The organism is Legionella birminghamensis (assembly GCF_900452515.1).
Lineage (GTDB): Bacteria > Pseudomonadota > Gammaproteobacteria > Legionellales > Legionellaceae > Legionella_C > Legionella_C birminghamensis.
This window is the reverse complement of sequence record NZ_UGNW01000001.1, coordinates 286850-313040: the sequence shown is the minus strand read 5'-3', so window position 1 is coordinate 313040 and position 26191 is coordinate 286850. Positions and strand designations below refer to the sequence as shown.

Below are 26191 nucleotides of genomic sequence, written 5' to 3'. Positions count from 1 at the left end.
TTATTCCTCCTGCCCTTTCCAGTAGCCATAATTATCTCGCAAGTTATCAAGCAGAAGTCTAACAGTTTGCTTTTCAGGCTCTGTTAGCTCAGCAACTTCTTCGTGGGATAAAGTGCGGTGACTGCTGAAGGTAATAATACGCTTTAAATAAGCATCCTTTTCACCAGGAACTGTGTCCAATAATTTCATCCAGTCTTTATACCCTAGAAAATGAGCGGTTTTCTCATAGAGGTTACGCAAAATAGTAAAGTGATATTTCTCGATCTGGTTTTCTGAAATTGCTTTTTCTAAAAGCTGCTTTAAGTAAAGGTGATAAGAAAAGCTTTTATTTGAGTCGCCATCCTTTTCAAGAAGCGCAAACCCGCCATCTTCTGAGCGCTCCAGCAGATAGCAACTTTTATTCTTCAACTCATTGTGCACCACATTGTAAAAAAGTGGACTGTGGGTGGTGATAATAAACTTCAGATTCGATTGACTGGATTTGATTAGGCTTGCCAGATCGACTGCCTCTCAATTAAATGATTTTCATCCAAAGAGCTTACGGGGTCATCAACAAATATGTATTCCAACTGATTATACCGATCGGTGTCGCGCTCACTAGCTTCGGCAATATTCAGGGTCGAAATGACCTCCTCAATCAGACTATAGAAAATACTCCAGATAAAATTGCTTTCTTCGGCTTTTGAAATTTTAACGTTTTCGCTTCTCTCTTCATTCCCGCGCTCGAAGGAAAAAGTGACTTCCGAAAACGCAGGTACTTTAATGTCTTTTTTAGCTGTGTCTTTGATTATATATTCTTCATTAAATCGAGGCGTGAGCTTATCACTAGTGTAACGCTGAAAATTAGCAATAGCGTTTCGATCTTGCCCTTGTTCCTGCAACACCCATCGCGTATAAGCATTAGCTTGTATTTTTAATTTTCGGTCCGTACCGCCCTTAAGATCGTTATCCCTGTAAAACAGGTCTTCCGTGAACGCATTGTAATAAATTACTTTTATTAAGTTACTTTCTGCTCCCTCATCATTATTTTTAGGGGCGATGAGATCTTTGAATTCCCGGGAAAGGCGCGTTTTTCCTGAACCATTAAACGCATAAATCAACTGCACCTTTTTATTGGTGTCTTTTAGCTGCTGGGCGATCTCCGTTAACGTCCTACTCATTTACACCCCTTCCTCTGCAGGCCTTGGGAAATTCAGCAACAAATCGCGGTAATATTCGTATTGCTTTTGGCACAGCTCGATTTCTCGGGGCAAACCTTCGCTTGTAACCCTCCCCTAAAATAGGTGCATTTCTGATTAGAGTTCTCCAAGTTAAACTATGTTTGAGGAGAACGAAAATGAAAAATCGCGTTATACAGAAACACAAATTGTAAAAATTCTAAAAGAAGTCGAAGCAGGTCGGCTGGTTAAAGAAATTTGTCGTGAATATGGGATTTCAGATGCAACCTATTACAACTGGAAAGCAAAATATGGTGGCATGGAGGCATCCGACGTAAAACGTCTGAAAGATCTTGAAGAAGAGAACCGTCGTCTAAAGCAAATGTATGCTGAGCTAAGTCTTGATCACAAAATCCTGAAGGATATTGTCGAAAAAAAGCTATGAAGCCATCTGTGAGACGGGAGCTGGTTGATTATGCAGTGAATACTCATACTGTGAGTTTACGCCATGCTTGTAAGGTTGTGGGTATCAGCGACTCGGTTTATCGATATAAGCCGGATAGCCAATCCGATGAAGACGTTATTGTGGCATTGCAGGGATCATCCCTATCCGGCGTATGGCTTTAGTAAATTGCTTAAAGTCTTGCGCCGTCAGGGGCATAGGTGGAATCATAAACGCGTTTATCGGGTATATTGTGAACTGAAGCTCAATATGCGCCGTAAAGGCAAAAAACGGCTTCCTAATCGCTCACCTGCCTCCCTGAGTGTGCCAGCATCCATTAATCAGTGTTGGTCTATGGATTTTATGTGTGATGCATTGATGTGTGGCCGACGCTTCAGAACATTTAACCTAGTAGATGATTTTAACCGTGAAGTGTTGGCTATTGAAATCGATTTAAGCCTGCCTGCTCAGCGAGTAATGCGCGTATTAGAACGTGTTGTTGCATGGCGAGGTTTCCCTGCTAAATTACACATGGATAATGGCCCTGAATTTATCTCAAGCACATTAGCAGACTGGGCTGAAAAGCATCAAGTGGCTTTAGAATTTATTAAGCCAGGTAAACCAACGCAAAATTCATTTATTGAGCGATTCAATAGAATTTACCCACGGAAATATTAAATTATGTACGCGTTTAAAAATCGACAAGAAGTCAGAGAGCTGACAGAAAACTGGATAAAGGAGTATAACGACGAGAGACCGCACGATTCGCTAAATGATTTAACACTGTGGGAATATCTGGCAAAAAATAAGACAATGAACTCTAATTTAGGTTGCCACTAAAGATGGGAGCCTTATACAAGCTGACCGTATTATTTGCAATATGACAATGTATTGCCTATATTAATTTTAAAGATATTTGGACATTTTGTCCCACCGTATAAGAATATGACTCCCATGCCTCAAAGGAAAACAGCCAAAACAATTGCTTTTCAACAATTAACTTCTTCTTTAGAAAACCTCATAGAACTCCTTAAAAGAGCAAAAGTAAAACCACCCGAAGAATTAACAATATATGCTCAGCAAATTTCAAGTATAACTGGGCAAGAGAAGGATTTTGAAAAAAATGTGGAAGCGTTACGACATGTACTATTTTCTTTGCAGGATCAAGTCCAAAGTGGAAGATTAAGTCATTTCCCTAAAGACACTGCATTACCCTATGAGCTCAATACGCAAATTACATCGGCATTGACTAGTTTGGAAAAAATTGAGGTGGAAGCTACAAGCTTTTTTAGGCAACAAATGCGTGATCTTAAACAATCTAAATTTATTGAGTTAAAAAACTTTGTTATCGGCGCTGATTTTAATAAATCAGGGAAAGGCATTTTTGGTATAGCTATTACACCAACTCATATCAAAGAAATGCAAAAAGCCACAGATTTTGAGGGGCTACAAGCCATCGCTCGTCGTGCCCTAGCTAAAGACTCACCTAATCGCGCGCCTCATGTAGCGAACATTTATAAAGCCATTGCAGAAAGCAAGAATCCTGAAGAGGTAAAAGACAAATACCACGTGTAACCCTCCCGTAAAATAGCACCATTCAAAAATAGAGTTTCTCCGGCATAATAGGCAAGAGGAGGAGAAACGATGAAACGCAGCCGATTTACAGAGCATCAAATATTAAATATTTTAAAATATGTAGAGAATGGCCGTCTGGTAAAGGATGTCTGCCGTGAGCATGGAATATCCGATGCCACGTATTACAACTGGAAAGCTAAATATGGCGGGATGGAGGCCTCAGATATTAAACGAATGAAGCAACTTGAGGAAGAAAATGCAAAGCTGAAACGGATGTTCGCTGATTTGTCGCTGGAAAACCGTGCGTTGAAGGATGTGATAGAAAAAAAGCTTTAAAGCCGGCAGAGAAAAGGGAAATGGCTGATTATCTGGTAAATGAATACGGCATGAGTCTTAGACAGAGCTGTGCCGCCTTAAGCCTGAGTCGCACAGGTTACTATTATCAGCCGGCAGTAAATAAGGATGAGACGGTGATTAAAGAGCTGATGGAAGTTACCGAACGCTATCCGCGTTATGGCTTCAGGAAAGTGTTTGTCAAACTGAGGCAGGCGGGGTTTACATGGAATCACAAAAGGGTTTACCGGGTTTACTGTGAATTGCAGTTGAATATCCGCCGTAAAGGAAAGCGGAGATTGCCTACACGCAACCCAGAGCCTCTTGCGGTTCCCGCTACAGTTAACCATACTTGGTCTGCTGATTTTATGAGCGACGCATTGAACTGTGGCAGACGATTCAGGACATTTAATGTGGTTGATGATTTCAACCGGGAAGCACTGGCCATTGAAGTGGATCTGAGCCTGCCTGCCCGACGGGTTACCCGGGTGCTTGACAGCATTGCTGCCAGTCGAGGATATCCGGCAAAACTGCGTCTTGATAATGGGCCTGAGTTTATCTCTCTGGTATTGGCTGACTGGGCTGAAAAACACGGAGTTACTCTTGAGTTTATTCAACCCGGAAAACCTACTCAAAATTCATTTATTGAACGGTTTAATCGAACTTATCGCAATGAAATACTGGATTTTTATTTGTTCAGAAATCTCAATGAAGTTCGGGAAATAACCGGGAAATGGATGAAAGAATATAACGAAGAAAGACCGCATGAATCACTGGGAGATCTGTCACCATTTGATTATAGATTGATTAAAAATAAGTCGGAAAACTCTAGTTTCGGTTGGCACTAATAAGGGGAGGTTTACACACGAGCTGCAAGAACAAGGTTCTAACCTTCAATTTAGATAAAGACCACCAATATTAAAAACAACTAGCTTAATAAGACAAGATAGAACAATGCAGCCCCTATCTATTCTTTTCAGATATACACATTAGATAATTAGTTGTAGTTCAAATGTAATGTTGTAACTACCGAGAGAGTCTAACGGAACTAATGTTTGTCTTATACAGTGCACGTTAGAAATGAAGTCAATCAATCCCTATTCGATGTTTCATCAAGCCGGCAGCATTTTAAAGTCAAATCAATTGGTTAATGATGGTCCAATTTTAACATACAAGGGTCATAATTTCTGTATATACTTTAAGCATGACAACAACTGAGCAAGAATATGGGTCTTTTGGACAATCAATATGAATCGATAAGTGACTCCAATCAACGAGCCAAATTTCGTAGCGAGCTGCTAAAACTGTATAATACATGGGAAAAAGAGAATGTATTAAAAAAGCAAAGTCAAGAATCGTTAATCAGGTTGCAAGCCAGTATAGGTGGTGTGTTGGCTCAAGCTATACCACCGAAACTTCGGAGTGGCCTTGATAATCTTTTACAGATTACGACAGGTATTTTATCAGGGAGACAGGCAGATATACCTATTGACTATAATTTAATTACTCAAGGTAATAATCGACTTTTTAAGATTGAAAGGGGAGAGGGGGAACCTCACTTTAGTCTATATTATCCCAAAGTTTTAAATTCGGTTATGCGAAAAGTCTTAGAGTCTCATGAATATGAACGTATTGGGCACACTACATGGGGGGTAGAGGATAGAATTAATGTTACAAAAAAGTCAATCCATGGGCATGAAGCAACGCTAGCTACCGCCATACAGCAAGAGATTGTTGAACAAAAATCTCAGATTATTGAATATATGAAAGGAAAAATTCGTCAACAGCAACAACGGTGTCAATCAGATGCTACACGACTAGAAAATCCTCGTTTGCAATCACTTGCCAAGCAGGCGCAGGAACAGTTAAATGAGCTTGATGCCATTCTTCAGGATGAAAAAGCCGCAGCGAGTAAAATACTAGACGTAATTGACTCTTTTTCGCAATTTAATTTATTAGTTGATCAATCAATTAGTCAACATAGGCAAGATATAACCCCTCGGCAAAGGCATGATGCGTTTCGAACACAATTAAAAGACATGCAACAATCTCCTGCCATAACGCAGGAATCATCACCTGACTGGTCTAACAATAGAATGAAACTAAATCAATTAAAGCAATCTTTAGAGGAGCTTTCTGAAAAAACATTAGGACAAGATTCCGGCAATCAACTTAAAAACGATATGAAAATTGCGGTTGCAATTGATTTGGTTAACAACTTGCATCAATTGAAAGAAAATTTAGATAATAACGAAGTAGATGCTTCTATGTTTGACGAAATTAGGGGCACTATTGAACAAGAACAAGAAACGGCTGCGGAAAAGATACTGAAAGATTGCGAAGACTCTTTTCCCCAAGAGAGCCGCTTGGAAGCTAAAAAATATTTGGATGAAATTCGTGTTTTACATAAACAAGTCGTATCAGAGCTTATGCAAAGCTTGAATCGTTCTCCTGCACCTGGTATGTAGTAATCTAATCTCCCAAACAATCTTATGGGTTTGATTGGTTCAAAAATTGAAGAGTGAAAATCACTTGCAAAATTGTTAGTAATATACATAGAATAAAGAACTTGAAATATGGTTAACGAGTTCTTTGAAAAAAGATACTTTCTAAAATTTTTTATTTGACAACACAAGCATTGCAAGGATAAGAAACGTATTTCTAACATGTCACGATTCTCTGCATCTGTGTAAGCAGGAGACTTTTTATAATATAGCTTGCAACTGTAATCCCTTATAGTTTCTATAATGCCCAAAGAAATATACGCAAGTAATTACCTTCAAGCTCCTTAAACACTCACAAGAGATCCAAAATTTCTGAATTGGTGGTAATGCTGGCATGTCTTTTAAAAGCATTCCTTTGGATAGATTGAACTGGCATTTGCAAACAGGGATGGGTTAAAGCCTTCATCGATTCGTTGTACCAAATGAATTGAGAAGCTTTTACCGAAGGAAACCCGGAACGCATGATTAAGGTATTCTCTACCGGGATCTTCATAATCGCCTCAGGCCGCATTAACGGCACGGCCTGATAGTTTTTGCCATGACTATTGCTAATGCCTTGTGCCTGTAAAGAAGTGGATTCATTCGTTACCCGTTGCGTTTTAGTGCCTAACATTTTGCTGATGAACTCGGCATCCCCTAAATCTTCAGTCGTAAACGCCACTTTCGTTTTGATATTGGTAAACGCTTTCGCTTCGTCCTGCGAGTATTCTTCATAGGTTTGGGCAATGTATTGAAACATCAGGATACAGCGCACCCGGTATTCGCGAAGCAGCTTTAATGAACGCCTTAAGCGCTCAATACGGCCTAAAGAGGAAAACTCATCAATGAGACACAATAAGGGAAACGGTTCTTTTGTAGGATCTGGAATTTCTCGAATCATGGCTGAAATTAATTGCTGCCAGAATAACGTGAGTAAAGGGGCTAAGCGTTCCATGTCGTCATCAGTGAAACCGACATAAATCGTCATTTTCTTACGCCGTAACTCTTTGAAATCAAAATCACTGGCGCTAGTCGCTGCATCGATGAATGGATCGTCAAAGAGTTCTAAATAGCCGGAGAAGGACTCCAGAATTGAACTTCGAGTTTTCTCATGGTTATTGATGTAGGAATAGCCGTTGCGGTAAAACTCGGGGTCAAGATGGTCATATCGGAATTTTTCTGCAATATGCCTTATGTAACTTTTTTTAGTCTTGTTGGTATAGATAGAGAAAGCCACTTAGTATTCACTGCGCTCCCACATAAAGCAAGCCACTTAGAAGTAATTAATAAGATGTTAGAAAGAACAGATCCCTCAAACGAAATTGCACATTTAATCCATATATTTTCCGATGGCTGCCTGTTTAGAGAGGACTATTTAATGAAACATAAGGAGGTTATGTCTTCTTCAATAAACTGTTTTTATTGAAAATACAGGACTTTATCATATTGATGAATAATGAAGTTTATTAAAATTAATTTTAAGCTTATTAGGTAGATAGTTAAGTTGCGAGATAAAGCCCTTGAAAGGTTTGTTCTATGACTTTGCGGCTGATTAAAGCTGCCCCCTAATTGGGAAAGACCCATAATGTGGAACCCAGAAATCCTTCCTATGTGGGGCACCATTGGGGCATTATTCTAAGTTTAGGGCCTTTTTTGGAACATTCTGAGGACAACAAAAGACAATCAAAAACCACTTACATCTCATTGTAACAAACTGATTTGCAATGGTTTTTAGTAGTCTTTGATAGTATTTTATGGTGTTTGATAATGGTGGAGGCGGCGGCTATTTAATTTACTGGTTAATTTATTGTATTTAAAGGATTATTTTTATATTTTACAAAAACATACCCCCATATGTACCCCCAAGTAAAACTTCTTACGGCTTTTAAATTAAAAGTACCCACCATTTTGCCGGAGTCAGCAAAATGGTATTCAAATATAAAATTACTTAACGGGGTTGTTTAAATTGAACGACAGAGTACTTATAGGCTCAAGGTTATAAGAAGGTGATGAGACTAATCCTTTTGCTACCATTTCTTCAAATAAAGCGTTGAGCTCATCTAATTTTTCAAGTTGAGATGCTGGCATGGACTGCTCATATTGTTCTAAAGCGTCTTTAACAACATTTTGTAAGCTCATCTTATATCCTCGGTGAATGAAGCATATAGGGTAGTTTTTCCTTCTCAATATATTCTGTCAATAATCCATTATATGCTCGTAAATTATAGCGCAGATCTTCATCTTTTGAAAAATCCTCAACTTCCAATCGTAGTTCGTTTTTTATTGTGTCAATTCCAATCATTCTGCCATGAGAGTGCCACATTTTGTTATCACTTAACATTTTTGCAATCTGTTCCGCTCTAGCTTCTTTTTCTTCTTGTGTAACTGGTGTTCCTGGTTTATTGGTACGATGAACGGCCCAATCTTTAAATTTGTACTTTACTAGCCATTGTTTTAATAATGATATAGAAAGATCACGAGCTTGCTCATATCTACGTAAACTGGCCAAATCCAAACTTTTTAAAAACATATATTCGGCTGGAGATAAATTATTTACTTTAGATTTCCCAATAAACTCATCAACCTTATCAATATATCCTAAAGCTGGGACTAATTTACCTTCTAAATTTGGTACTTGGGGATCTATTGGACCAAGCGATGAAGAATAATCCATATATATTTTGTCGCCGGACATAGACCAAATAGTGCCAGCAGACATTGCTGAATCCGGAATCACAAAAAAAATTTCGTTAAAATGATAACGCATAATTTCAACCATCTTTTCGACAGCCTCTACAACACCGCCACCGGTAGTTAAAATCACTACTAACCGATCCTGCGCTGAATGCTCAGACTTACGTTTGCTTATCCGTTCTATATACTCCATAAATGGAGGAATAAGTGCGGGATGAATTGCACCAAGATACGCCAGAACACTGCATTCAAAATGTTGTTCTAACTTTGTTCCATAGTCATCTAAAGCTTGAGAAACATGCTGATCAAGTAATTTCATTAATTTTCCATATTATTGATAGTAAAAAAGCATCTAACAAACTTCAGGGATTGCAATCTTATCAATCGTTCTTTGATGATATGCTTCGAACCAAAACCATTTTTCCAAAATTTTGATTTCCCTTTTATCAGTGGATGCCGCTTTCATCATCGTTATTATTTTTTGTTGAATAACACTCTGATAGGTATGATTTTGACTAGAATACAAAAGAGCTGTCGGCAAATAATCTAAATAATATTCACCATCTAATTCATCTTGTAAAAAGCAGTTAAACGTTCCACCATTTTTATCTTCATTAAAACAATCAACGAGTTTCGGACAAACTAAAATCCTTGGATTTTTTGCGTGCTCTGATTCCAATGTATATGCCTCAACTAAGGCTGGCCCGAAAACCACTCCCTTTTCATGGTAAAGCTTACCAAGAGACATCCCTCCACGAAGCAAAAAGCCTCTCTCAATCACAAAATTGGCGAGCTGTTTGATCTTGCCCGGAAAAATCAGACACCTTGCTAAGCAACTTTTCTAACTTCATACGAATCTGGTGTTTGATACCCCAGCCTTGAATGAAGCCGTTTTCGATTATAGTAAATTTCAATATATTCGAATATATGATTTTTAGCGGTAGCGCGTGATAAAAATCTCTCCCCATGAATAGCCTCAACTTTGAAACTGTGATTCCAGCTTTCCATTGCAGCGTTGTCATAACAATCGCCGCGTTTGCTCATGCTGCAAACAAGACCATGACTATTCAAAAGTTTTTGATAATCATTCGAACAGTACTGGCTGCCTCGATCCGAATGAATAATCAATCCCCGCGAAGGTTTACGTCTCCATATAGCCATTTGTAATGCATCAATCACCAGTTGTTTGGTCATGCGTTCAGATAGCGCCCATCCAACGACCTTTCGAGAATATAGATCCATCACCACCGCCAGATAAAGCCATCCTTCTTCTGTATGACAGTAGGTGATATCACTGACCCATTTTTCATTTGGGGTATCGGTATTGAAATTTTGTTGTAACAGGTTCGGCGCAACCGGTAATTGGTGATTGCTGTTGGTTGTTGCCTTGAATTTTCTTGAGGCTTTTGCACGCCAACCTTGTTCACGCATTATCCGGGCAACACGTTGTTTGCCGACCCGCTCACCTTCATTGTTTAATCGTTTGGTAATCCGGGGTGCGCCTACTCTGGAGCGTTCCTCATTAAAGATACTCCTTATTCTTTCAGCCAAATCACGATCCCGCTCAGACCATCTTGATGGCTTGCGGCCAGCCCAGGCATAATAACCACTGACTGACACGGACAATACCCGGCACATTAGTTTGATTGAAAAGTGTTTCGATTCTTCCTTTATCATCGCGTACTTCACTCCGTTTCCCTGGCAAAGTACGCCGCCGCCTTTTTTAGAAAGGCATTCTCTTCTGCAAGTCTTGCACATTCTCGCTTTAAACGTGCCAATTCAGCCTGCTGAAGCTTTTGGTGTTCAAGTGTAGTGCCGCCTTGTTGCTTCTTTGATCTCCACGAATACAATATCGCTTCGGATACACCAAGATCTTTCGCCACTTGGGGGACACCGTCCTTCTCCGCTCGCTCTACCGCTTGATCTTTAAACTGTGGACTATATTTATTTCTGCTAATCTTTTGTTCTGTTTTATTATTGTTCATTCTTCACCTCTGTTAAGATTTTACTCTCTTAACAGGGTGTCTAACAAATCAGGGCAAGATCAGTTGCACTATATTTAGAATTTCAATAACGGCATGCCGCCACGATACATCATTATTAAATACCTTCTCCGAAACTGATATAACCATGCTATCTGAAAAAACAGAAACTGCTGGCTGAACTTGTATTTCTGTATTCAAACCATTAAATTGTGTAATTACATTACAACCATTTCGTTCACCCTCTTTCATCTGATAAAGGATGTTTAAAATTTCCTTAGCGTTTTCTTCCTTCTTTAATGCACTTTTGAAACCCAGTAAATCGATAAAGGCAACAATGCTGTTTTGATAAATTTCTGACATTATTAATAAAGCTGTAAATATTGAAATGGCTTAATTATAAATTAAAATTAATTAAGGAAAAACCATTTTCTTTAATTAAAGATATTGCTTAATAAAGATCTTTAAGTTAAATTAATAACTAATAAAACAAAACCACCTATCTTTTATTAATGACTGAATATATTGAAAGAATTGGAGAGCAAGTTAAAAGTTCTGTGGCAGGTGAAACTTACACTGCCTATGTACCGAAACCACTTCCACCAAGCCCATCGATTGAAATGGATAAAATATATCCTTATCTTGATCAAGCAAGCCTTGCATTAGGGCGCTTAGATGGTTTAAGCATTATTTTACCTGATCCCTCTTTATTTCTATATATGTACATTAGAAAAGAAGCGGTATTATCTTCTCAGATTGAAGGAACTCAATCTTCATTATCTGATTTATTACTATATGAAAATCAAGAAATTCAAGGTGTTCCCGATCAAGATGTAGTTGAAGTTTCCAACTATGTGGCGGCAATAGAACATGGATTAGAACGCATTAAAAATGGATTTCCGCTGTCCTTGCGATTGATTCGTGAGATGCATGAAATATTGTTAAGTAAAGGTCGCGGGAGCTCTAAGCAACCTGGAGAATTTCGCCGATCACAAAACTGGATAGGCGGTACCCGCCCTGGCAATGCCAAATTTGTCCCACCCCCACCAGAAAGATTAATGGAAACATTAGACGCTCTTGAAAAATTTTTACATGATGAAACAATCAAACTACCTACTTTAGTTAAGGCTGCTCTAGCTCACCATCAATTCGAAACTATCCATCCATTCTTAGATGGTAATGGTCGTCTTGGTCGATTATTGATTACCTTTATTTTATGTGTAGATGGCATAATGGAACAACCAATGCTATATCTGAGTTTATATTTCAAAACTCATCGTCAGCAATATTATGATCATTTGCAATTAGTAAGAGACACCGGAGATTGGGAAGAGTGGCTGCAATTTTTCTTGAAAGGAGTAGTTGAAACAGCCAATGAGTTATTGTCAAATCTGGTGTATGCCCATTAGGCGGCCACTCTGTTTGACTGCTCATTAACTTGCACTCCGTTTACAAATTTCACATTATTAACAACTAATGTTAATAGGTTAAACCCTCTAATTTTAATCCATCGTTTTTGAGCCACTTCCATGAGCTTAAAGACCATTGCCAGGGTGGTGTCTCTGGAGCCACAGTTTCTGGACTTATTAGTCCTCAGACGCACTGTAGCGAAGGCAGATTCAATGGGATTGGTTGTCCGTATGTGAATCCAGTGTTCGGCCGGAAAATCGTAGAAGGCCAACAGTTCCTCTTTGTCCTTGGCCAGGCACTCCATCGCTTTTGGGTACTTAGCGCTGTAAAGCTCCACCGTATTATCAAACGCCTTATAGGCCTCTTCTTTGGTCGATGCCATCCAAATCTCATGCAAAGCGGCCTTTACCTTTGGCTGCATCGATTTGGGTAGCTTGTTTAATACATTCGCTGTTTTGTGCACCCAGCACCGCTGTTGCCGTGTTTCAGGGTAAATGGCTCCAAGGGCACTCCAGAATCCCAATGCCCCATCCCCCACGGCTAACTTCGGAGCCGTTGGAAGGCCTCGTTGGCGCAGGTCAGTAAGCACCTCACTCCAGCTCGCTGCGGACTCTCGATACCCATCATTAACCGCTACAAGCTCTTTTACCCCGCTCTCAGTAACACCAATGATGACTAGAAGGCACACCTTGTCATCCATGCGAACCTTGCTGTAAATACCATCAGCCCACCAATAAACATAGCGTTTGTCGCTTAAATCCTGGCGTTGCCACTCTTTGTGTTCATCAAGCCATTTTTCTTTTAATCGCGACACTGTATTGGCTGACAGTCCGCGCGCACTCTCGCCAACTAACGCGGATAAGGCTTCTGTATAATCTCCTGTTGATAACCCTTTTAAATACAGCCAAGGAATGAGTTCTTCCATGCTCTTCGTCCGTCTCAAGTAGGGCGGCAACAACTGACTGCTAAAATGAATACCTGAACCGCTACGATCTCGTACCTTCGGGACTTGAACCTCTACTTCTCCTATCCCCGTCTGAAGCTGTCTCGCGGGGAGATAACCATTCCTGACTACTGCTGGACGACCATCCAGTAAACGCACGTCTGAGTACGCTGAGAGCATCTCTGATAGTTCGGCCTCAACCGCTTTCCTTATCAACTCTTTTGCTCCTTGTCTCAACACCTCCGTTAACGGGTCTTCAAAGCCCTTGGCTACCGCTGGTGTCGATGACTGCTTTAGATTACAATCCTTCATGGCGTATCTCCTTTGTTGATTTGTGTTCCGACAAGAACAAGCAACAGAATACGCCACCTAATTTATTTTGTCATACACCACTTTCGACTATAACTCACAGCCAATCAAGCTGTGTCCACAGCTCAAGCGATTCTTGCTTTATTCAAAGAAGACAGAAAACAGATAGAGTTGGCGGGGAAGTTGGCTCCATCTCTGATGCTAGTTCATTATTATTTGCAAAAACATCCAACCACAGATAGTAAGAAAGTAATGAAGAACTGTAATATTTCTCTACCTACAGCTAACAGCACACTAAATTATTTGTTGAAAATTGGGATAGTAAAAGAAATAACAGGTAAAGCCCGTAATAAAATTTATGTTTATCAAAAATATCTAGATATTTTGAGCGAGGGAGCATCACCTTATTAGTAAAATATAAAGTAGATGAATTTTTATTGGTCAGCTATTAATTTGACAAAAATCATTTCAATGTTTTTGCTTTGATGCCAATATCAAAAAATCATGAATGGAATTATATCCGCCCCCATCAAAATCGCATTGATTAACACGTAAAAATTCCCAATGCTCATTAGTCCTTTCACTAACTATTTTGGTCCAACGCTTAGTTTGGGCATCTTTAGCTGCTACATCTATATCTACTCGTCCTTTAGTTTCAACAACAAGCATCATTTCAGGAGTTTTCACAACAAAATCTGGAATGTAATTCCGCAGAAATCCTGCATGATCCACGTATGGGATTTTTAAATTCATTGTTCTAGTTTCATTTTTGATAAATGCCTTTACATCATTTGCATGATCTAAAAATATTAAAAAATTCTTTTCTAATTCATTGGAATATGGAACTTTATTTAAAATTGTTTTTCTAACGCTGATTGTATTAACTGAGCTTTGAAAAGGCTTAATTTCAGAAGCTTTCTGTAAAAACATGCTTAAAATCGGGGTTTCCTCAACAACCACAAGTTTGTTTATTTCTTCAATAAAACTTGAAATTATTACTTTTCGAACAACCGGTAAATTTAATTTTTTAAGAGCTTCTATATTCTCTAATTCTATAGTTTTATCAAATAGATTATTAATTATATAATTTTTAACGATTGGAGCAATTTTATAAAATTGCCCAGGAATTTTGGTCGCTTTAATTATCGCATGTGTAATACTAGCAATATAAACTTGTGGATTATTAGCAAACGGAAATTCTAATATTTCCTCTGATTCAAGTTTTTTAGTCAGCATGTCCACTTTTTGCAATATTATCTCATTAGGAAGTAAAGAATCATATTCAAATACCTTTTTATCAAAACAATTGAAATCTAACCTTTCAAGGCCAGTAATACTATGGGTTAATCCACCGATTAAGATGGGTATTTCAATATCATATTGTAATTTTTCATTATCGATTTGAATCAATTCAGGCAATGCAAATACATCATCTAGAGAATAAAATTTTGCTTTTACTCCTTGCTCCTTGAGAGCCTCTTCTATTAAATTATGGAATTGTGGGTGCTCAATCACAATAAGTTGCTCTTCTAAATCAGTTTGCTCTGGCCACATTCGTCTTAATCCGCGACCTAGTGTTTGCTCAGGTAAAATTTTTGCTTTGGAGCTGTAAGAACGTAAAGGTACTACAACAGATACATTACGAACGTCCCAGCCTTCACGGAGCATTAAAACTGATACTATGGCGCGATAGGGATTATCCAATGAATCAATTTCTCGTGCAGCTTTACGAGCCATATCAAGATCTTTATCAGCAATTTGACCTTTTGTACGAGCAGAATGGATTGTTAATATTTGGTGAGTTAAATCAGAAAAATTTTCTAAATAATTTGCTACATCATCAGCAGCTTTGTTATCCTCGGCCATAATAAATAAGACAGGTTTTTTACCTGCTTTTATCATGACTTCCCAAACTTTCCTCCATTGCGCCACTCCAGCATCAATCTGAACTTTATATCTCTCAGAGGCTTTTTGACTAGCAATTTCTGGTACGTTTCTAAGTTCTGCTATTTTAGGCCGTTTTACAATATTATCTTCTATAGCTCGACCTAAATTATAATCCATAATGATGTGAGGAAATAAATTCCCATCTTGATCTTTAGGAGTCGCAGAAAAATCTAACTGACACATTAAAGAGTTGTGGTTATGCAGAGAATCTATAGCCTTATACCAAATTAATTCTTCGTCCCAAACATGATGTGCCTCATCATTAATAACGAGGATATTTTTTAAATTAGCTAGTATGTCTTTCAATTTTGTTTTAGGGTGCAGATCATTTGGAGGCTTAGAACCTAAAACAACTTGAACAGGATTGTCTTCTAATTTTGAATCCCGCTCAATAAATTTTTGCCAATTTATAAGATAAATTAGGCCCGACTTGCTATGAACAGGCAGCTCATCTTCACTCATAACGTTAACATGAAAATCTGATATCCACTCAGATGGAATAAAAGGGTATTGCTTAAAAACCCCTCCTCCAAAAAAGGTTGGATTTGCAGAGTCACCAAGCAATCTATCCAAAACAATCAAATTAGAAGCAATTAATACAAAGTTTTTTGAGAACTTATTCTTATCTTCTTTCTGAGCATTAAAATAAGACCAAACAATAACCATTGCCATCACAATAGTCTTACCAGAACCAGTTGCCATCTTAAAGGCATATTTTGTCCATTTATCTTCTCTTGGATCAATAAATACTTTGACATCGAGTTGTCTTACTAACTCATACAAACTTTTGGCTTGTAATACTTCATAACAATAAATTAAATGCTCTATTGCTTCTCGTTGTCCTTCCCAAAAGCGAAAAGGGATACCGTTATCTAATTCATGTTCTTCTATAAACCACCATTCCAATAATCGTTTGGTAGTATTCGTTACGTTCTTATAACCGCCGTTACGCCAAATCTTAATAGATTGATGTAATGTACCTGGAATTGGAAGTATTGAAACAGTATTATCCATCTTCATGACACTTTTACCTCTATCATTTTGGTAGTGTCGTTACCGAAAATATCAATAACTTTAACCAAAATTTGATAGTTACCTGATTTATCGTATACATGGTTCATAGATAAGTTCAGAGTCGAATTTTCCCTAGTACGATATTTTTGATCCATATTATGAAAAATAGTTTTATTTGTAGAGCTTCTCTGGTTTGACATCCAATCAACCGACCAATAATCAATATAATCACTCCAATTACTAACTTTCTCTGTTACCTCAATAGGTAATAAGTCAGGGTGTGGGATTATAAAATCTATTAAGGTAATTATGACATTTTTATTTGTAATTTTTGCGTCTATTTCAAGAGATGCTAGTTCAAAAAATTGAATCTCATGATTTTTAAGATCGTTGGCGGATAATTCCATAACCTCGCGAGGTATTTGCAAGAGGCGAAGCTTTACTCCATATGGATGCGCTTCATCATAAACAAGCTCATGCAGACCTAACTGCCATTCCCAGCCTAAAACAACAAGTTTTGAAATATTATTTTCTCTACATTCTTGTAGAGCTTCTCTAATTTCCGAAAGAGTAATCGGTGCATCAACATTGCCGATGTGAATATACTCATCACTCTTTTTGCCATGCAATAATCTAAAGGCCTGTCTAAATTGCCGGACAATGTCTTCTGAAACGTCTCCATGATAGAGCTCAAGAATAAACTTAAGGTAGTCTGTATAGCATCCATTCATTTTTACCCAGTGTTGACGTTCATATTTTCCTAAATTTTGTACAATAAACGGTTTTGCATCAATATCTAATAACCGTTTCCTTGATGTATGGACAGCAAAGCGACCAAGATCTGCCATTATCCAGCGTCTACCCAACTTTTCTGCTACAGCTCCAGTTGTACCAGAACCAGCAAAAAAATCAGCAACTAAATCGCCTTCATTAGTTGACGCCTTTATAATACGATTCAAAAGTGCTTCAGGTTTTTGTGTTGCATATCTGGTATATTCCTGTGTATTGCTTACTACATGTGTAATGTCATTCCATAGATTACTTACCGCTGCTCCCTTCGCCTCATCAAGATAATATCGATTCTGTTCAACTTTATATTTACTCCTCAAACTCCGCCTAGCTTCTCTGTAGCGTCGCCCATCTTCATCTACAAACTTATACTCCTTCTTAATATAGTCCTCACTCAAAGGGGTATATTCTCCATGATATATATAATTTTCACTCTTTCCGTACCATAAAATTGTGTCAGTTTGTTGCCACCATTTAGAGCCGGCATTATTTTTTGCTCCGTGGTACCTCTTCCAGATAATTTCGTTTATAAAATTATCTCTTCCAAAAATCTCATCCATTATTATTTTGACATAATGTCCGACATGATAGTCTAAATGATCTTGCCCTGATTTGTTAGACACCCTGTTAAGAGAGTAAAATCTTAACAGAGGTGAAGAATGAACAATAATAAAACAGAACAAAAGATTAGCAGAAATAAATATAGTCCACAGTTTAAAGATCAAGCGGTAGAGCGAGCGGAGAAGGACGGTGTCCCCCAAGTGGCGAAAGATCTTGGTGTATCCGAAGCGATATTGTATTCGTGGAGATCAAAGAAGCAACAAGGCGGCACTACACTTGAACACCAAAAGCTTCAGCAGGCTGAATTGGCACGTTTAAAGCGAGAATGTGCAAGACTTGCAGAAGAGAATGCCTTTCTAAAAAAGGCGGCGGCGTACTTTGCCAGGGAAACGGAGTGAAGTACGCGATGATAAAGGAAGAATCGAAACACTTTTCAATCAAACTAATGTGCCGGGTATTGTCCGTGTCAGTCAGTGGTTATTATGCCTGGGCTGGCCGCAAGCCATCAAGATGGTCTGAGCGGGATCGTGATTTGGCTGAAAGAATAAGGAGTATCTTTAATGAGGAACGCTCCAGAGTAGGCGCACCCCGGATTACCAAACGATTAAACAATGAAGGTGAGCGGGTCGGCAAACAACGTGTTGCCCGGATAATGCGTGAACAAGGTTGGCGTGCAAAAGCCTCAAGAAAATTCAAGGCAACAACCAACAGCAATCACCAATTACCGGTTGCGCCGAACCTGTTACAACAAAATTTCAATACCGATACCCCAAATGAAAAATGGGTCAGTGATATCACCTACTGTCATACAGAAGAAGGATGGCTTTATCTGGCGGTGGTGATGGATCTATATTCTCGAAAGGTCGTTGGATGGGCGCTATCTGAACGCATGACCAAACAACTGGTGATTGATGCATTACAAATGGCTATATGGAGACGTAAACCTTCGCGGGGATTGATTATTCATTCGGATCGAGGCAGCCAGTACTGTTCGAATGATTATCAAAAACTTTTGAATAGTCATGGTCTTGTTTGCAGCATGAGCAAACGCGGCGATTGTTATGACAACGCTGCAATGGAAAGCTGGAATCACAGTTTCAAAGTTGAGGCTATTCATGGGGAGAGATTTTTATCACGCGCTACCGCTAAAAATCATATATTCGAATATATTGAAATTTACTATAATCGAAAACGGCTTCATTCAAGGCTGGGGTATCAAACACCAGATTCGTATGAAGTTAGAAAAGTTGCTTAGCAAGGTGTCTGATTTTTCCGGGCAAGATCAAAATGCACATAAATCGAGCCATTATCTGCTAATAATTCTTTCATCAAAAAAAGGCGACTGTACATCGTTTGAAGATATGATTGTATCCCTTTACCCCATGTATCCCGATATGCTTTCACTTCAATAGCCGAAGGCATTTTTGTAGCATCTGTGTGCTCACCAATATTTACTGTGTATGAAAAGTCTTGTCCTGTAGCAAAAGGAGGGTCAATATAAATAAGCTTGATTTTACCAGCGAACTCCTTAAGCAATGAGCTCATAACTAAAAAGTTCTCACCCCAAATTAGGCGATTTTTCCAATTACTATGCTGATCCTCGATAATAGGACTATTAATTGTCTCAATAGTTTGAAAAGGTAATGAGATAGGCCCACTAGCGCCTTTGCCTGGCCAATAAAGTTCGAGCTTACTAACATTATCATCAGAGTTGGACATCCTTTATTTTCCAATTCTTTTGCAGGAGATGAATATCATATCGGTAATCATGAGAACTACTTTAGAAAAAACATGAAGATCAAAAATAAACAGGCTTCAGAGTATTAATTAATCAATGTCCCTAATAATATTTTTACTATTTTGGATCATGTATCTAACTTGTACTCGGAATTCCTTAGCTTCAGCCGTATTAGCACCATTTTTTAAAGCATTACGATTTCCTCTGGGAGCACCAGAACCTTTGGCACCTCCGTGAACACGACATCTGGATTTGCCTTTAACTACAGGGCAACGACAAGGCTTACCAGAATTACCTTTTGTTCGTGCCCCACATCTTGGGGCACGAACAAAAGCATATTGTTTTTTCCCGGTTCTTGAGGTCGTTTTCACTTTTTGTATTCATCCATTAAAAAGAACAATTCATCTTCTCCAAAATCCTGCTAGAGTAATCATTATCCTGGAGCTTGGTTAAAACATTTACCTGATTAGCAAAGCAATTTGATAATTTTACAGCACTGCTAATATAGCGCTCCTTAACTGAATAGTGTTGTGTGTTATTTGCATACTGCAAGGCTTTTTGCTGTAACTCATGGATGGATAGCATTTGAGAGACAAGCATAGCTTGAAGCCCACTTTTTACACCAAGTGCCTTTATAGCCTGATAACTCAAATCTTTTATTATCCCTAACTCTACAAAGTTCTCTTCAGTAATCATGCTAGCCAATATGTTTTTGGCTACTATCTGTCTCGAAAAACTATCCTGATCTGTTGGGTCATAAGGTATGACATCGTCTACAACTGATTGATTCTTATCTTTCATAGAATATCTCCTTATTTTTTAACTCTTCCTGAATAATCAGGTTGACCATTAGCAATCCATAATTTGATGTGCAATACCAAACATGATTTTGGTATAAGTCCATTTAATATATCTTCCTCATCTTCATTTGAAATTAAATGATTAATAACCGATAATGATTTAACGCCCAGTCCAAGACAGCAATCATCAACAAAATTTTTTAAAATTTCCTCTCTCGATTTTTTGAATAAATTGGCTTGAGTGTTACCGTCAAAACTGACATAACCCGGTTTTGTCAGTTCTGTTTCGGAGATGTTTTCTATCATTTTTAGCCAGCGCCCCATTCGAATAACTCCTTTAAAATTTATCATTCCATTGATACAGAGTTGCGGGACGACCGCCTTTAGCCCCTGATAGTACCTCGATGGTGTGAAGGTAGTTATAATCAATTAACCAATTCAAGGCATTAATAACGGAAGCCAGATCATTAAACCCACTCCACTCTTTGCGTTGAATATCACGCACTGAAAATAGAGCTGGAAGTTTATGTCTTCTTGAAATAATTAATTTTGCCCCTGATAAACCTTGATTGGTTGCCACACTATAGATCTTATACGCATGGCTAATTAGGTAGTCTGCCCATTCCAGAGCACGAGCTGTGGCTGCTACTCCAACAGACTCTCCAAAACCTTCAAGTAATTCAAATAATAAAGCCATGCCAGCGATAGTCTGTGGCATTTTAAGCATATGACTTTCAAGTGCAGGATGCGTTTCTTCCTCACGTGCTTTAATTTGGATCTCTTCAAGCCATTGAATAAATAGCTTTTGAGCCTCTTCACTGAAAAAGAGATGCTGAGGAGATTCATCTTGAGGTGGAAAACCTATTTCTAATTCTTTCGAATGCATCAAAGTATTTTGTTTTGGCTAAGGTATCCGGCTCTCGATCAATCCATTTCCAAATACCAATATCATCTGGCCATACAGCTAGCTGAAAGCGTTGAACCAAGCCATCATCACCTGTGCCCTGTATTGCCGAACGAATTAATGTTGCAAGCTTGACGGGCTGAATACCTCCAATAACAGAAAGAATGCAATTTTCTATTTCAATAGTGCCTCTGCCTATCCGATCGTATGTGAAATGCCCATTACCATCAAAGCATTCAAGATAAAATGCGCGTTCTGACTGGTTTTCTTCCTTGAGCAGCTTGGAAAGCCATCCAAATAATTCATCTCTGGCCAATACCAAGCCATTTGGATTTTCATTTAATAATTCTCCCAATTTTTCAACAGAAGAATCATTTATTATTACTCTTTTCCGTATTGGCGGCTCGGAAGCATCTGTCATCTTTAGTGCCAATCTTGCCTCCGCGATCCGATTTTGCTCTATGGCTTTTTTGGCAATATTCTTATTCCGTTGTTTCTCCAATTCATTAAATTGAAATTCCTCTTCATATTCCTTTTGCAAAATTTTGTATTGACAAGCTGCCTCCGCCTCAAACAGAAGCAACGGTCTTAAAGCTTCTTTCATGCTTGGACTCTTCATCGCTGAAGGTCTGCCAATTATTGCGCCCCATTGATTTGGAGTTACGGTCCAATTGTCTTTTTGTTTTGGCCGTATAAGAACTTTCCGCCCCAACAACCCCGATAAGCTCACTAAAGCAGTAACCGCTACAAAATCAGGAGGACATTGTTGACGTTTGGCCACATCAAAGATGAAGTCTCGAATGCATTCGGGTAACATTTCAGGTAAAAGTGGTTTTACAGGGGGTATGTCATCTGGCAGAGGAATTGGCTTTTTTTTGTCGTAAGTACTATTAAAAATGTTTCCGTCTTCCTTGATGTCCGCGCATTTAGCCGAATCAATAGAATCTTTGGCATTGTTTGTTTGGTTGGCTTCAAAGGAGGAAATTACCGAACTAGACGATTTTTTAGCTAAAAATGCCTTAACTGCTTTTCCCTTATCCTCTTGAATACAACCATGATCTTCGTTAGAGGTCCAAAGAACCTCAAATTTGGTTGAGACATCTCCAAAAATTCCGATTTTGTAATTAGGTAATAATTTACACCATCCATCTTTATTATTGTTTGCCTTCCCAACTCCCGGAAAATAATACATTCGTCCAGGCTCAATTTTTTCTGGTGGCACTAGATTATATTTTCTAATTTCATTTCGAAATTGTTCAACCAAATCGTTAACTATTATATTCTTATAATCCATTATAAGTTCTCCAACTATTTAAACTATGGCCATTTAAGGTTGCAGCCTGTAATGGCCATCTTGGAAATTGCAAAATTACTAAATTTTCGTTTCAATTAATTTGCGAATATCCTCCACACGCCAGACTGTCACACCGGGAGAGAGTTTTAGTGGCTGGGGATAAACCCCTGATTTAACTCCAGCCCACCAAGCAGATTTACTTACAGGAATAATAGGAATAATTGGGGGGTTAGCTTTAACATCACCGATTATTTGTTTTTCTCTTACAAACCCTTCTGATGGAAGTATCATTTGGTATCACCCTTCTCTAATAAGTTCAGGGTAATGCTATTGGGATTAAGGAAGATCGTCATTCCAGCTGGAATACTTTTTTTCCAGCTGGAATTTGAAAGATTATTTATACGTTTTCTGCTGCTTTCTTAAACTTGTCGTACAAAGTTGATGTAGAAATACCTTTGATCAGAGAGAATCTATCCGTCATAAAATCTATTAATTCCTTCTGATCTTTAAAAAAAGAAGGTTTGTGTCCATCTTGAGGATCCATTTGCAGAATTTTTATGGCCACTCCCAAAATATTTAACAAAGTTTTTTCAGAGAGAACTCTCTTTTCTAAATCTTCTAATCGGTTACGAAGCTGCTTTGCTTCTTCCTCCATTTCTTTGTTTTTATAAAACTCTTTTAAGAAGCAGGAATGCCAATCCGTACCTTGTAATTCTTGTTTTCCAACTTCCTCAGTTAATTCGGGTGGTATTGAGTATCCAACTTTTTTTACCCAGTCTAAAAAGGTCGCTGGAGGTAATTGATTGAGTAAAATACCTTCCTCTTCATATCGCACTGTAATGTTATGAATTTCTTCGTATCGAGTAACAAACGGTAAAGTCGGAGAACCATTAATCTTCTCCCAATTAACTACTCTGGGATCTTTTCCAAGAATCAAAGCAATACCCTCATCAATTGTCCAGTATGCTTGTCTTGCCCAATATTTAAAGTCTGCAAATGCATCGGGTTGACTATAGAATGCTTTTTTTTCTTCTTCTAATTGAAAATACTCCCTAAAATCAACAAACTGACCGAGAATCTTATCCAATTCCTCATCATTCTTTTGTCCTAACTCTTCAATGGTGTAGCCAATCTTAAAGCTGGCTGGTTGTTTTATACTATAGTTTTGATTGAAATCTTTTCGCTCTGTTTTTTGGAAGAGCGTTTGAATAGTTGTAATTTTATCTTTTGCGAGCTTTGGTGGAATTTTCATGTCAAACCTCCTATAAACTTTTAAGATCATCCAAATAATCAGCCCAATCCTGCATCATCTTTTTTCTTTCAACCAAATGCTTGGTACGGTTATATGCTCGACCTAAAGGATCACGTACGGCATGTCCAAGCTGATGCTCAATAAAATCCGGACGAACTCCCAATACCTCATCTAGTAAAGTACGTGCAGTAGCTCTAAAACCATGAATAGAAAGCTCTTCCTTGGATATTCCCAACTCCCTTAATGCCGATAAAAGAGTGTTATCACTAATGGTGCGTGATTTACCTTTTTTTAATGACGGAAAAACAAACTCACTATTTCTAGTTAGGGGATATAGTTCCTGGAGTATATTTAAGGCTTGGGTTGATAAAGGTACTATGTGTTGAGTATCTGTTTTAGTTATCAGATATCGCCATTCTGCGGTTTCAAAATCAATCTCTTCCCATTTAGCATGACGCAATTCGCCAGGTCTTACAAAAACAAGCGGAGCTAAGCGCAAGGCGCATTTAACAATTAAAGTTCCGTGATAACCATCAATCATTCTAAGTAGTATACCTAAACGTTTTGGGTCGGTAGGCGCTGCAAAATGCTTTCCCTTAACTGCTGGCAATAACTTACCAAGGGTTTTAGATGTATTAAATTGTAAAAGGCCACTTGCGACAGCGTAATCAAAAATCTGGTTACAATTGCTTAATGCTCTATGTGAGGTCTCAATAGAACCTCTATCCACAATTCTCATTAAAACTGGAAGTAGTGTCGTGGGAGGGATTTCAGTAATCGGTTTTGCACCTATCCAAGGAAATATGTCTCGCTCAAGTAAGCGGAGTATTTTATCCGCATGCACTCTCGACCATTGTGTAGTTTGTTTTGCAAACCATTCACGAGCGATCATTTCAAAACTATTTGAGGATTTAGCAATCTCGACATTTCGCATTACTTTGCGATGTATACCAGGGTCAATATCATCTGACAAAAGTCGTCTGGCTTCATCTCGTTTCTTTCTTGCAGAAGCTAGAGAAACATCGGGGAAAGTGCCCAAGGCAAGTGTTTTATCTTTACCTAAAAACCTATATCTTAAACGCCAATATAAACTTCCATTAGGATTTACCAGAATAAATAGACCTTTTTCATCAAATATTTTATAAGGCTTGTCTTTTAGCGCTATAGACATTAACGCTTTGTGATTTAACGCCATTGGGGGTATCTCCTTTCCAACAACTCGATATACCCCGATTTATACCCCCACTAGCATATGGTCAGCATGGATATATATCGGACAACAATGGACGAATGATAAAGGTAAGTTCCAGTATTTACAAGGATTTTTAGATGATATTGGACTGTATCGGATAATGAATTGGTGGAGGCGGCGGGAATCGAACCCGCTACCATATATTTTTAGTTTTTCATGAAATACTATCAAAGACCATGAAAAACCACGTCAATTCTGAGCCATCACTCTTTCTCCAAAATGCATCAAGTTGTCTTTCATTGTCTGAAATTGTTCTCAGATGGTGCCGTTTTGGTGCCGCCAATTAAGAAAGGAGTTCCGCTTGATCAATCATCTCAGGAAAAAGATACGACTTATTTATTCCCCTCTCTCTCAACAACTCATTAAGATAGCATAAGTTGCTTTCCGTTCGCTCAATCAAAAATTCCTGCAGTTCAAATCTACAGGTGTCCAGCTGGTTTTTATAGCGTTGATTAAAATAATTTACTGACGGGAAGGTTCCGCTTTGCAAAAAGAAAGAACACGGATTGCGAAAATAGCTGAAAGTACCTTCTTGTCTTTCTGCCCTAATGTTTTCTATGTTTATATTTCTATCAAGCATTTTAATTGGCGATTGTGGATCAAGGATTTTAAGAGCGTATAAAGCAAGAAATTTGGAGTTTTGCTCAGATTCATTTCCTAAAGCAAAATGAATAGCCATATGAAAATTATATGACCAATCTAATGCCGCAGTTGGGATCCCATAATGTTGGGGCAATGTCTCGTCTACAGCAGCCAGATCTTCATAGGGATTAGCTCGTTGAATGAGCGCCCCATCCTTTAAACTGTGACGGTTAATAATGGTTGGGAGGTATCTTTCGAACATCTGTTGAAAAGTTGTTTCCTTCCTCCAATACTCAGCGTCACGTAATAAAAAGCTGGCAGCATCCTGTTCAGAGACGTTATTGGGATTATTTTTAACAAAAAGATGGAGAGAATGGTTGTAGCACATTATATAAAGGCACCATTCTTTTAATAAGTATATTGCTGGATGTTGCGAATGAATAGGATTGGACGAATACCATGATGCTATAGTTTTTTTAATTTCTTTATTATTGAACCATTCACCAAGGATCGTTGGGGAAATATTAAAGTCTATCTTCATTTGAGCAATCGAATGCTTTCTAAAAGCACTTGGTGTTAACTGATACCTAAAATCTTCATGTCCTCTGAAAACATACCCTTCCAAGGACAATTGCTCTAGCGTAGAGATTATAGTGCGGATGCTTGCTGTCATAATATAAACTCCTTTTTAAAGATTGGATATTATTACATCCTTGTTATTGATGCAAAA

The 26191-nt window shown here is 38.3% G+C and carries 25 protein-coding genes and 2 pseudogenes; 7 read left to right on the top strand and 20 right to left on the bottom strand.

The window, feature by feature from the left end; genetic code table 11:
- Entirely contained in the window at positions 1 to 408 is a 408-nt protein-coding gene (locus DYH42_RS16755) for a hypothetical protein (protein ID WP_237758991.1), read from the bottom strand.
- 77 nt (positions 409 to 485) lie between these two features.
- Positions 486 to 1160, bottom strand: a complete 675-nt coding sequence (locus tag DYH42_RS16750; protein ID WP_237758990.1) for a hypothetical protein — start codon at positions 1158 to 1160, stop codon at positions 486 to 488.
- A gap of 157 nt (positions 1161 to 1317) precedes the next feature.
- Here DYH42_RS16750 and DYH42_RS01340 point away from each other — a divergent pair.
- The 4 genes and pseudogenes from DYH42_RS01340 (at position 1318) to DYH42_RS01325 (ending at position 5975) form a co-directional block, all read left to right on the top strand.
- Positions 1318 to 2439: pseudogene (locus DYH42_RS01340) on the top strand (IS3 family transposase).
- Positions 2440 to 2553: 114 nt separating this feature from the next.
- Positions 2554 to 3174: a hypothetical protein gene (locus tag DYH42_RS01335; protein ID WP_131792971.1), complete on the top strand. Its 621-nt coding sequence runs from the start codon at positions 2554 to 2556 to the stop codon at positions 3172 to 3174.
- A gap of 69 nt (positions 3175 to 3243) precedes the next feature.
- Positions 3244 to 4355, top strand: a protein-coding gene (locus DYH42_RS01330; RefSeq protein WP_115316899.1) for an IS3 family transposase whose coding sequence is annotated in 2 segments (ribosomal slippage) — positions 3244 to 3496 and positions 3496 to 4355 — 1113 coding nt in all. Because the reading frame shifts where the segments join, the coding sequence is not laid out codon by codon here.
- Positions 4356 to 4733: 378 nt separating this feature from the next.
- Positions 4734 to 5975 (top strand): hypothetical protein, encoded by a 1242-nt coding sequence (locus DYH42_RS01325; RefSeq protein ID WP_058524203.1) that lies wholly within the window; start codon positions 4734 to 4736, stop codon positions 5973 to 5975.
- 328 nt (positions 5976 to 6303) lie between these two features.
- On the opposite strand, the gene DYH42_RS01320 is transcribed toward DYH42_RS01325, so the two are convergent.
- From DYH42_RS01320 to DYH42_RS01295, 6 genes are all read right to left on the bottom strand, one after another.
- Positions 6304 to 7227 (bottom strand): type IV secretory system conjugative DNA transfer family protein, encoded by a 924-nt coding sequence (locus DYH42_RS01320; RefSeq protein ID WP_083503155.1) that lies wholly within the window; start codon positions 7225 to 7227, stop codon positions 6304 to 6306.
- Positions 7228 to 7934: 707 nt separating this feature from the next.
- Positions 7935 to 8129: a hypothetical protein gene (locus tag DYH42_RS01315; RefSeq protein WP_058524202.1), complete on the bottom strand. Its 195-nt coding sequence runs from the start codon at positions 8127 to 8129 to the stop codon at positions 7935 to 7937.
- Between the two features lies 1 nt (position 8130).
- Entirely contained in the window at positions 8131 to 9003 is an 873-nt protein-coding gene (locus tag DYH42_RS01310) for an SDH family Clp fold serine proteinase (RefSeq protein ID WP_058524201.1), read from the bottom strand.
- Between the two features lie 33 nt (positions 9004 to 9036).
- Positions 9037 to 9432, bottom strand: coding sequence for a hypothetical protein (locus DYH42_RS01305; protein ID WP_058524200.1), 396 nt, complete (start codon positions 9430 to 9432; stop codon positions 9037 to 9039).
- Positions 9433 to 9512: 80 nt separating this feature from the next.
- Positions 9513 to 10669 (bottom strand): IS3 family transposase gene (locus DYH42_RS01300; RefSeq protein WP_115316892.1). Its coding sequence is split into 2 segments (ribosomal slippage): positions 9513 to 10411 and positions 10411 to 10669, totalling 1158 coding nucleotides; the frame shifts between segments, so codons are not numbered across the junction.
- Positions 10670 to 10717: 48 nt separating this feature from the next.
- Complete coding sequence (locus DYH42_RS01295; protein ID WP_058523890.1) at positions 10718 to 11029, bottom strand: hypothetical protein; 312 nt, start codon at positions 11027 to 11029, stop codon at positions 10718 to 10720.
- A gap of 149 nt (positions 11030 to 11178) precedes the next feature.
- On the opposite strand from DYH42_RS01295, the gene DYH42_RS01290 reads away from it, so the two are divergent.
- Positions 11179 to 12075 (top strand): Fic family protein, encoded by an 897-nt coding sequence (locus DYH42_RS01290; protein ID WP_083503132.1) that lies wholly within the window; start codon positions 11179 to 11181, stop codon positions 12073 to 12075.
- On the opposite strand, the gene DYH42_RS01285 is transcribed toward DYH42_RS01290, so the two are convergent.
- The gene (locus DYH42_RS01285) at positions 12072 to 13331 is read right to left on the bottom strand and encodes an IS256 family transposase (RefSeq protein WP_115316897.1); all 1260 of its coding nucleotides are present in this window, start codon (positions 13329 to 13331) and stop codon (positions 12072 to 12074) included. The two genes, DYH42_RS01290 and DYH42_RS01285, sit on opposite strands and share 4 nt — an antisense overlap.
- A gap of 111 nt (positions 13332 to 13442) precedes the next feature.
- Here DYH42_RS01285 and DYH42_RS01280 point away from each other — a divergent pair, with 111 nt between their 5' ends.
- A complete protein-coding gene (locus DYH42_RS01280; RefSeq protein ID WP_058523803.1) occupies positions 13443 to 13739 on the top strand; it encodes a hypothetical protein in 297 nt (98 codons plus the stop codon).
- A 57-nt stretch (positions 13740 to 13796) separates the two neighbouring features.
- On the opposite strand, the gene DYH42_RS01275 is transcribed toward DYH42_RS01280, so the two are convergent.
- A complete protein-coding gene (locus DYH42_RS01275; RefSeq protein ID WP_083503129.1) occupies positions 13797 to 16295 on the bottom strand; it encodes a DEAD/DEAH box helicase family protein in 2499 nt (832 codons plus the stop codon).
- Positions 16292 to 17701, bottom strand: a complete 1410-nt coding sequence (locus DYH42_RS01270; RefSeq protein WP_280524205.1) for a DNA methyltransferase — start codon at positions 17699 to 17701, stop codon at positions 16292 to 16294. Before DYH42_RS01270 ends, DYH42_RS01275 begins: the two co-directional genes overlap by 4 nt.
- Positions 17702 to 17737: 36 nt before the next feature.
- Here DYH42_RS01270 and DYH42_RS01265 point away from each other — a divergent pair.
- A protein-coding gene (locus DYH42_RS01265) for an IS3 family transposase (protein ID WP_115316892.1) occupies positions 17738 to 18894 on the top strand; the annotation gives its coding sequence in 2 pieces (ribosomal slippage) (positions 17738 to 17996 and positions 17996 to 18894; 1158 coding nt in all).
- Here DYH42_RS01265 and DYH42_RS01260 read toward each other — a convergent pair.
- From DYH42_RS01260 to DYH42_RS01215, 9 genes and pseudogenes are all read right to left on the bottom strand, one after another.
- Positions 18891 to 19358, bottom strand: coding sequence for a DNA methyltransferase (locus DYH42_RS01260; RefSeq protein ID WP_058523018.1), 468 nt, complete (start codon positions 19356 to 19358; stop codon positions 18891 to 18893). The genes DYH42_RS01265 and DYH42_RS01260 overlap by 4 nt on opposite strands.
- A 108-nt stretch (positions 19359 to 19466) precedes the next feature.
- Positions 19467 to 19748, bottom strand: a complete 282-nt coding sequence (locus tag DYH42_RS16835; protein WP_058523019.1) for an HGGxSTG domain-containing protein — start codon at positions 19746 to 19748, stop codon at positions 19467 to 19469.
- Between the two features lie 16 nt (positions 19749 to 19764).
- Positions 19765 to 20178: a hypothetical protein gene (locus DYH42_RS01250; protein WP_058523020.1), complete on the bottom strand. Its 414-nt coding sequence runs from the start codon at positions 20176 to 20178 to the stop codon at positions 19765 to 19767.
- 11 nt (positions 20179 to 20189) lie between these two features.
- Positions 20190 to 20501: a hypothetical protein gene (locus DYH42_RS01245; protein WP_115316890.1), complete on the bottom strand. Its 312-nt coding sequence runs from the start codon at positions 20499 to 20501 to the stop codon at positions 20190 to 20192.
- 13 nt (positions 20502 to 20514) lie between these two features.
- Positions 20515 to 21898, bottom strand: a pseudogene (locus tag DYH42_RS16900) (YfjI family protein).
- A 555-nt stretch (positions 21899 to 22453) separates the two neighbouring features.
- Positions 22454 to 22666, bottom strand: a complete 213-nt coding sequence (locus DYH42_RS01230; RefSeq protein ID WP_058523024.1) for a helix-turn-helix transcriptional regulator — start codon at positions 22664 to 22666, stop codon at positions 22454 to 22456.
- Positions 22667 to 22772: 106 nt separating this feature from the next.
- On the bottom strand, positions 22773 to 23627 hold the full coding sequence (locus tag DYH42_RS01225; protein WP_115316888.1) for a hypothetical protein: 855 nt from the start codon (positions 23625 to 23627) through the stop codon (positions 22773 to 22775).
- A gap of 10 nt (positions 23628 to 23637) precedes the next feature.
- Positions 23638 to 24822 (bottom strand): tyrosine-type recombinase/integrase, encoded by a 1185-nt coding sequence (locus DYH42_RS01220; RefSeq protein ID WP_058523026.1) that lies wholly within the window; start codon positions 24820 to 24822, stop codon positions 23638 to 23640.
- Positions 24823 to 25162: 340 nt separating this feature from the next.
- Entirely contained in the window at positions 25163 to 26134 is a 972-nt protein-coding gene (locus tag DYH42_RS01215) for an FRG domain-containing protein (RefSeq protein WP_058523027.1), read from the bottom strand.
- Positions 26135 to 26191: the final 57 nt, after the last annotated feature.

Coding starts and splice junctions, on each gene's coding strand:
- DYH42_RS16750 (WP_237758990.1), bottom strand. CDS start 1,160: ATGAGTAGGACGTTAACGGAGATCGCCCAGCAGCTAAAAGACACCAAT.
- DYH42_RS01335 (WP_131792971.1), top strand. CDS start 2,554: ATGCCTCAAAGGAAAACAGCCAAAACAATTGCTTTTCAACAATTAACT.
- DYH42_RS01325 (WP_058524203.1), top strand. CDS start 4,734: ATGGGTCTTTTGGACAATCAATATGAATCGATAAGTGACTCCAATCAA.
- DYH42_RS01315 (WP_058524202.1), bottom strand. CDS start 8,129: ATGAGCTTACAAAATGTTGTTAAAGACGCTTTAGAACAATATGAGCAG.
- DYH42_RS01310 (WP_058524201.1), bottom strand. CDS start 9,003: ATGAAATTACTTGATCAGCATGTTTCTCAAGCTTTAGATGACTATGGA.
- DYH42_RS01305 (WP_058524200.1), bottom strand. CDS start 9,432: ATGTCTCTTGGTAAGCTTTACCATGAAAAGGGAGTGGTTTTCGGGCCA.
- DYH42_RS01295 (WP_058523890.1), bottom strand. CDS start 11,029: ATGTCAGAAATTTATCAAAACAGCATTGTTGCCTTTATCGATTTACTG.
- DYH42_RS01290 (WP_083503132.1), top strand. CDS start 11,179: ATGACTGAATATATTGAAAGAATTGGAGAGCAAGTTAAAAGTTCTGTG.
- DYH42_RS01285 (WP_115316897.1), bottom strand. CDS start 13,331: ATGAAGGATTGTAATCTAAAGCAGTCATCGACACCAGCGGTAGCCAAG.
- DYH42_RS01275 (WP_083503129.1), bottom strand. CDS start 16,295: ATGAAGATGGATAATACTGTTTCAATACTTCCAATTCCAGGTACATTA.
- DYH42_RS01260 (WP_058523018.1), bottom strand. CDS start 19,358: ATGTCCAACTCTGATGATAATGTTAGTAAGCTCGAACTTTATTGGCCA.
- DYH42_RS01250 (WP_058523020.1), bottom strand. CDS start 20,178: ATGAAAGATAAGAATCAATCAGTTGTAGACGATGTCATACCTTATGAC.
- DYH42_RS01245 (WP_115316890.1), bottom strand. CDS start 20,501: ATGGGGCGCTGGCTAAAAATGATAGAAAACATCTCCGAAACAGAACTG.
- DYH42_RS01230 (WP_058523024.1), bottom strand. CDS start 22,666: ATGATACTTCCATCAGAAGGGTTTGTAAGAGAAAAACAAATAATCGGT.
- DYH42_RS01225 (WP_115316888.1), bottom strand. CDS start 23,627: ATGAAAATTCCACCAAAGCTCGCAAAAGATAAAATTACAACTATTCAA.
- DYH42_RS01220 (WP_058523026.1), bottom strand. CDS start 24,822: ATGGCGTTAAATCACAAAGCGTTAATGTCTATAGCGCTAAAAGACAAG.
- DYH42_RS01215 (WP_058523027.1), bottom strand. CDS start 26,134: ATGACAGCAAGCATCCGCACTATAATCTCTACGCTAGAGCAATTGTCC.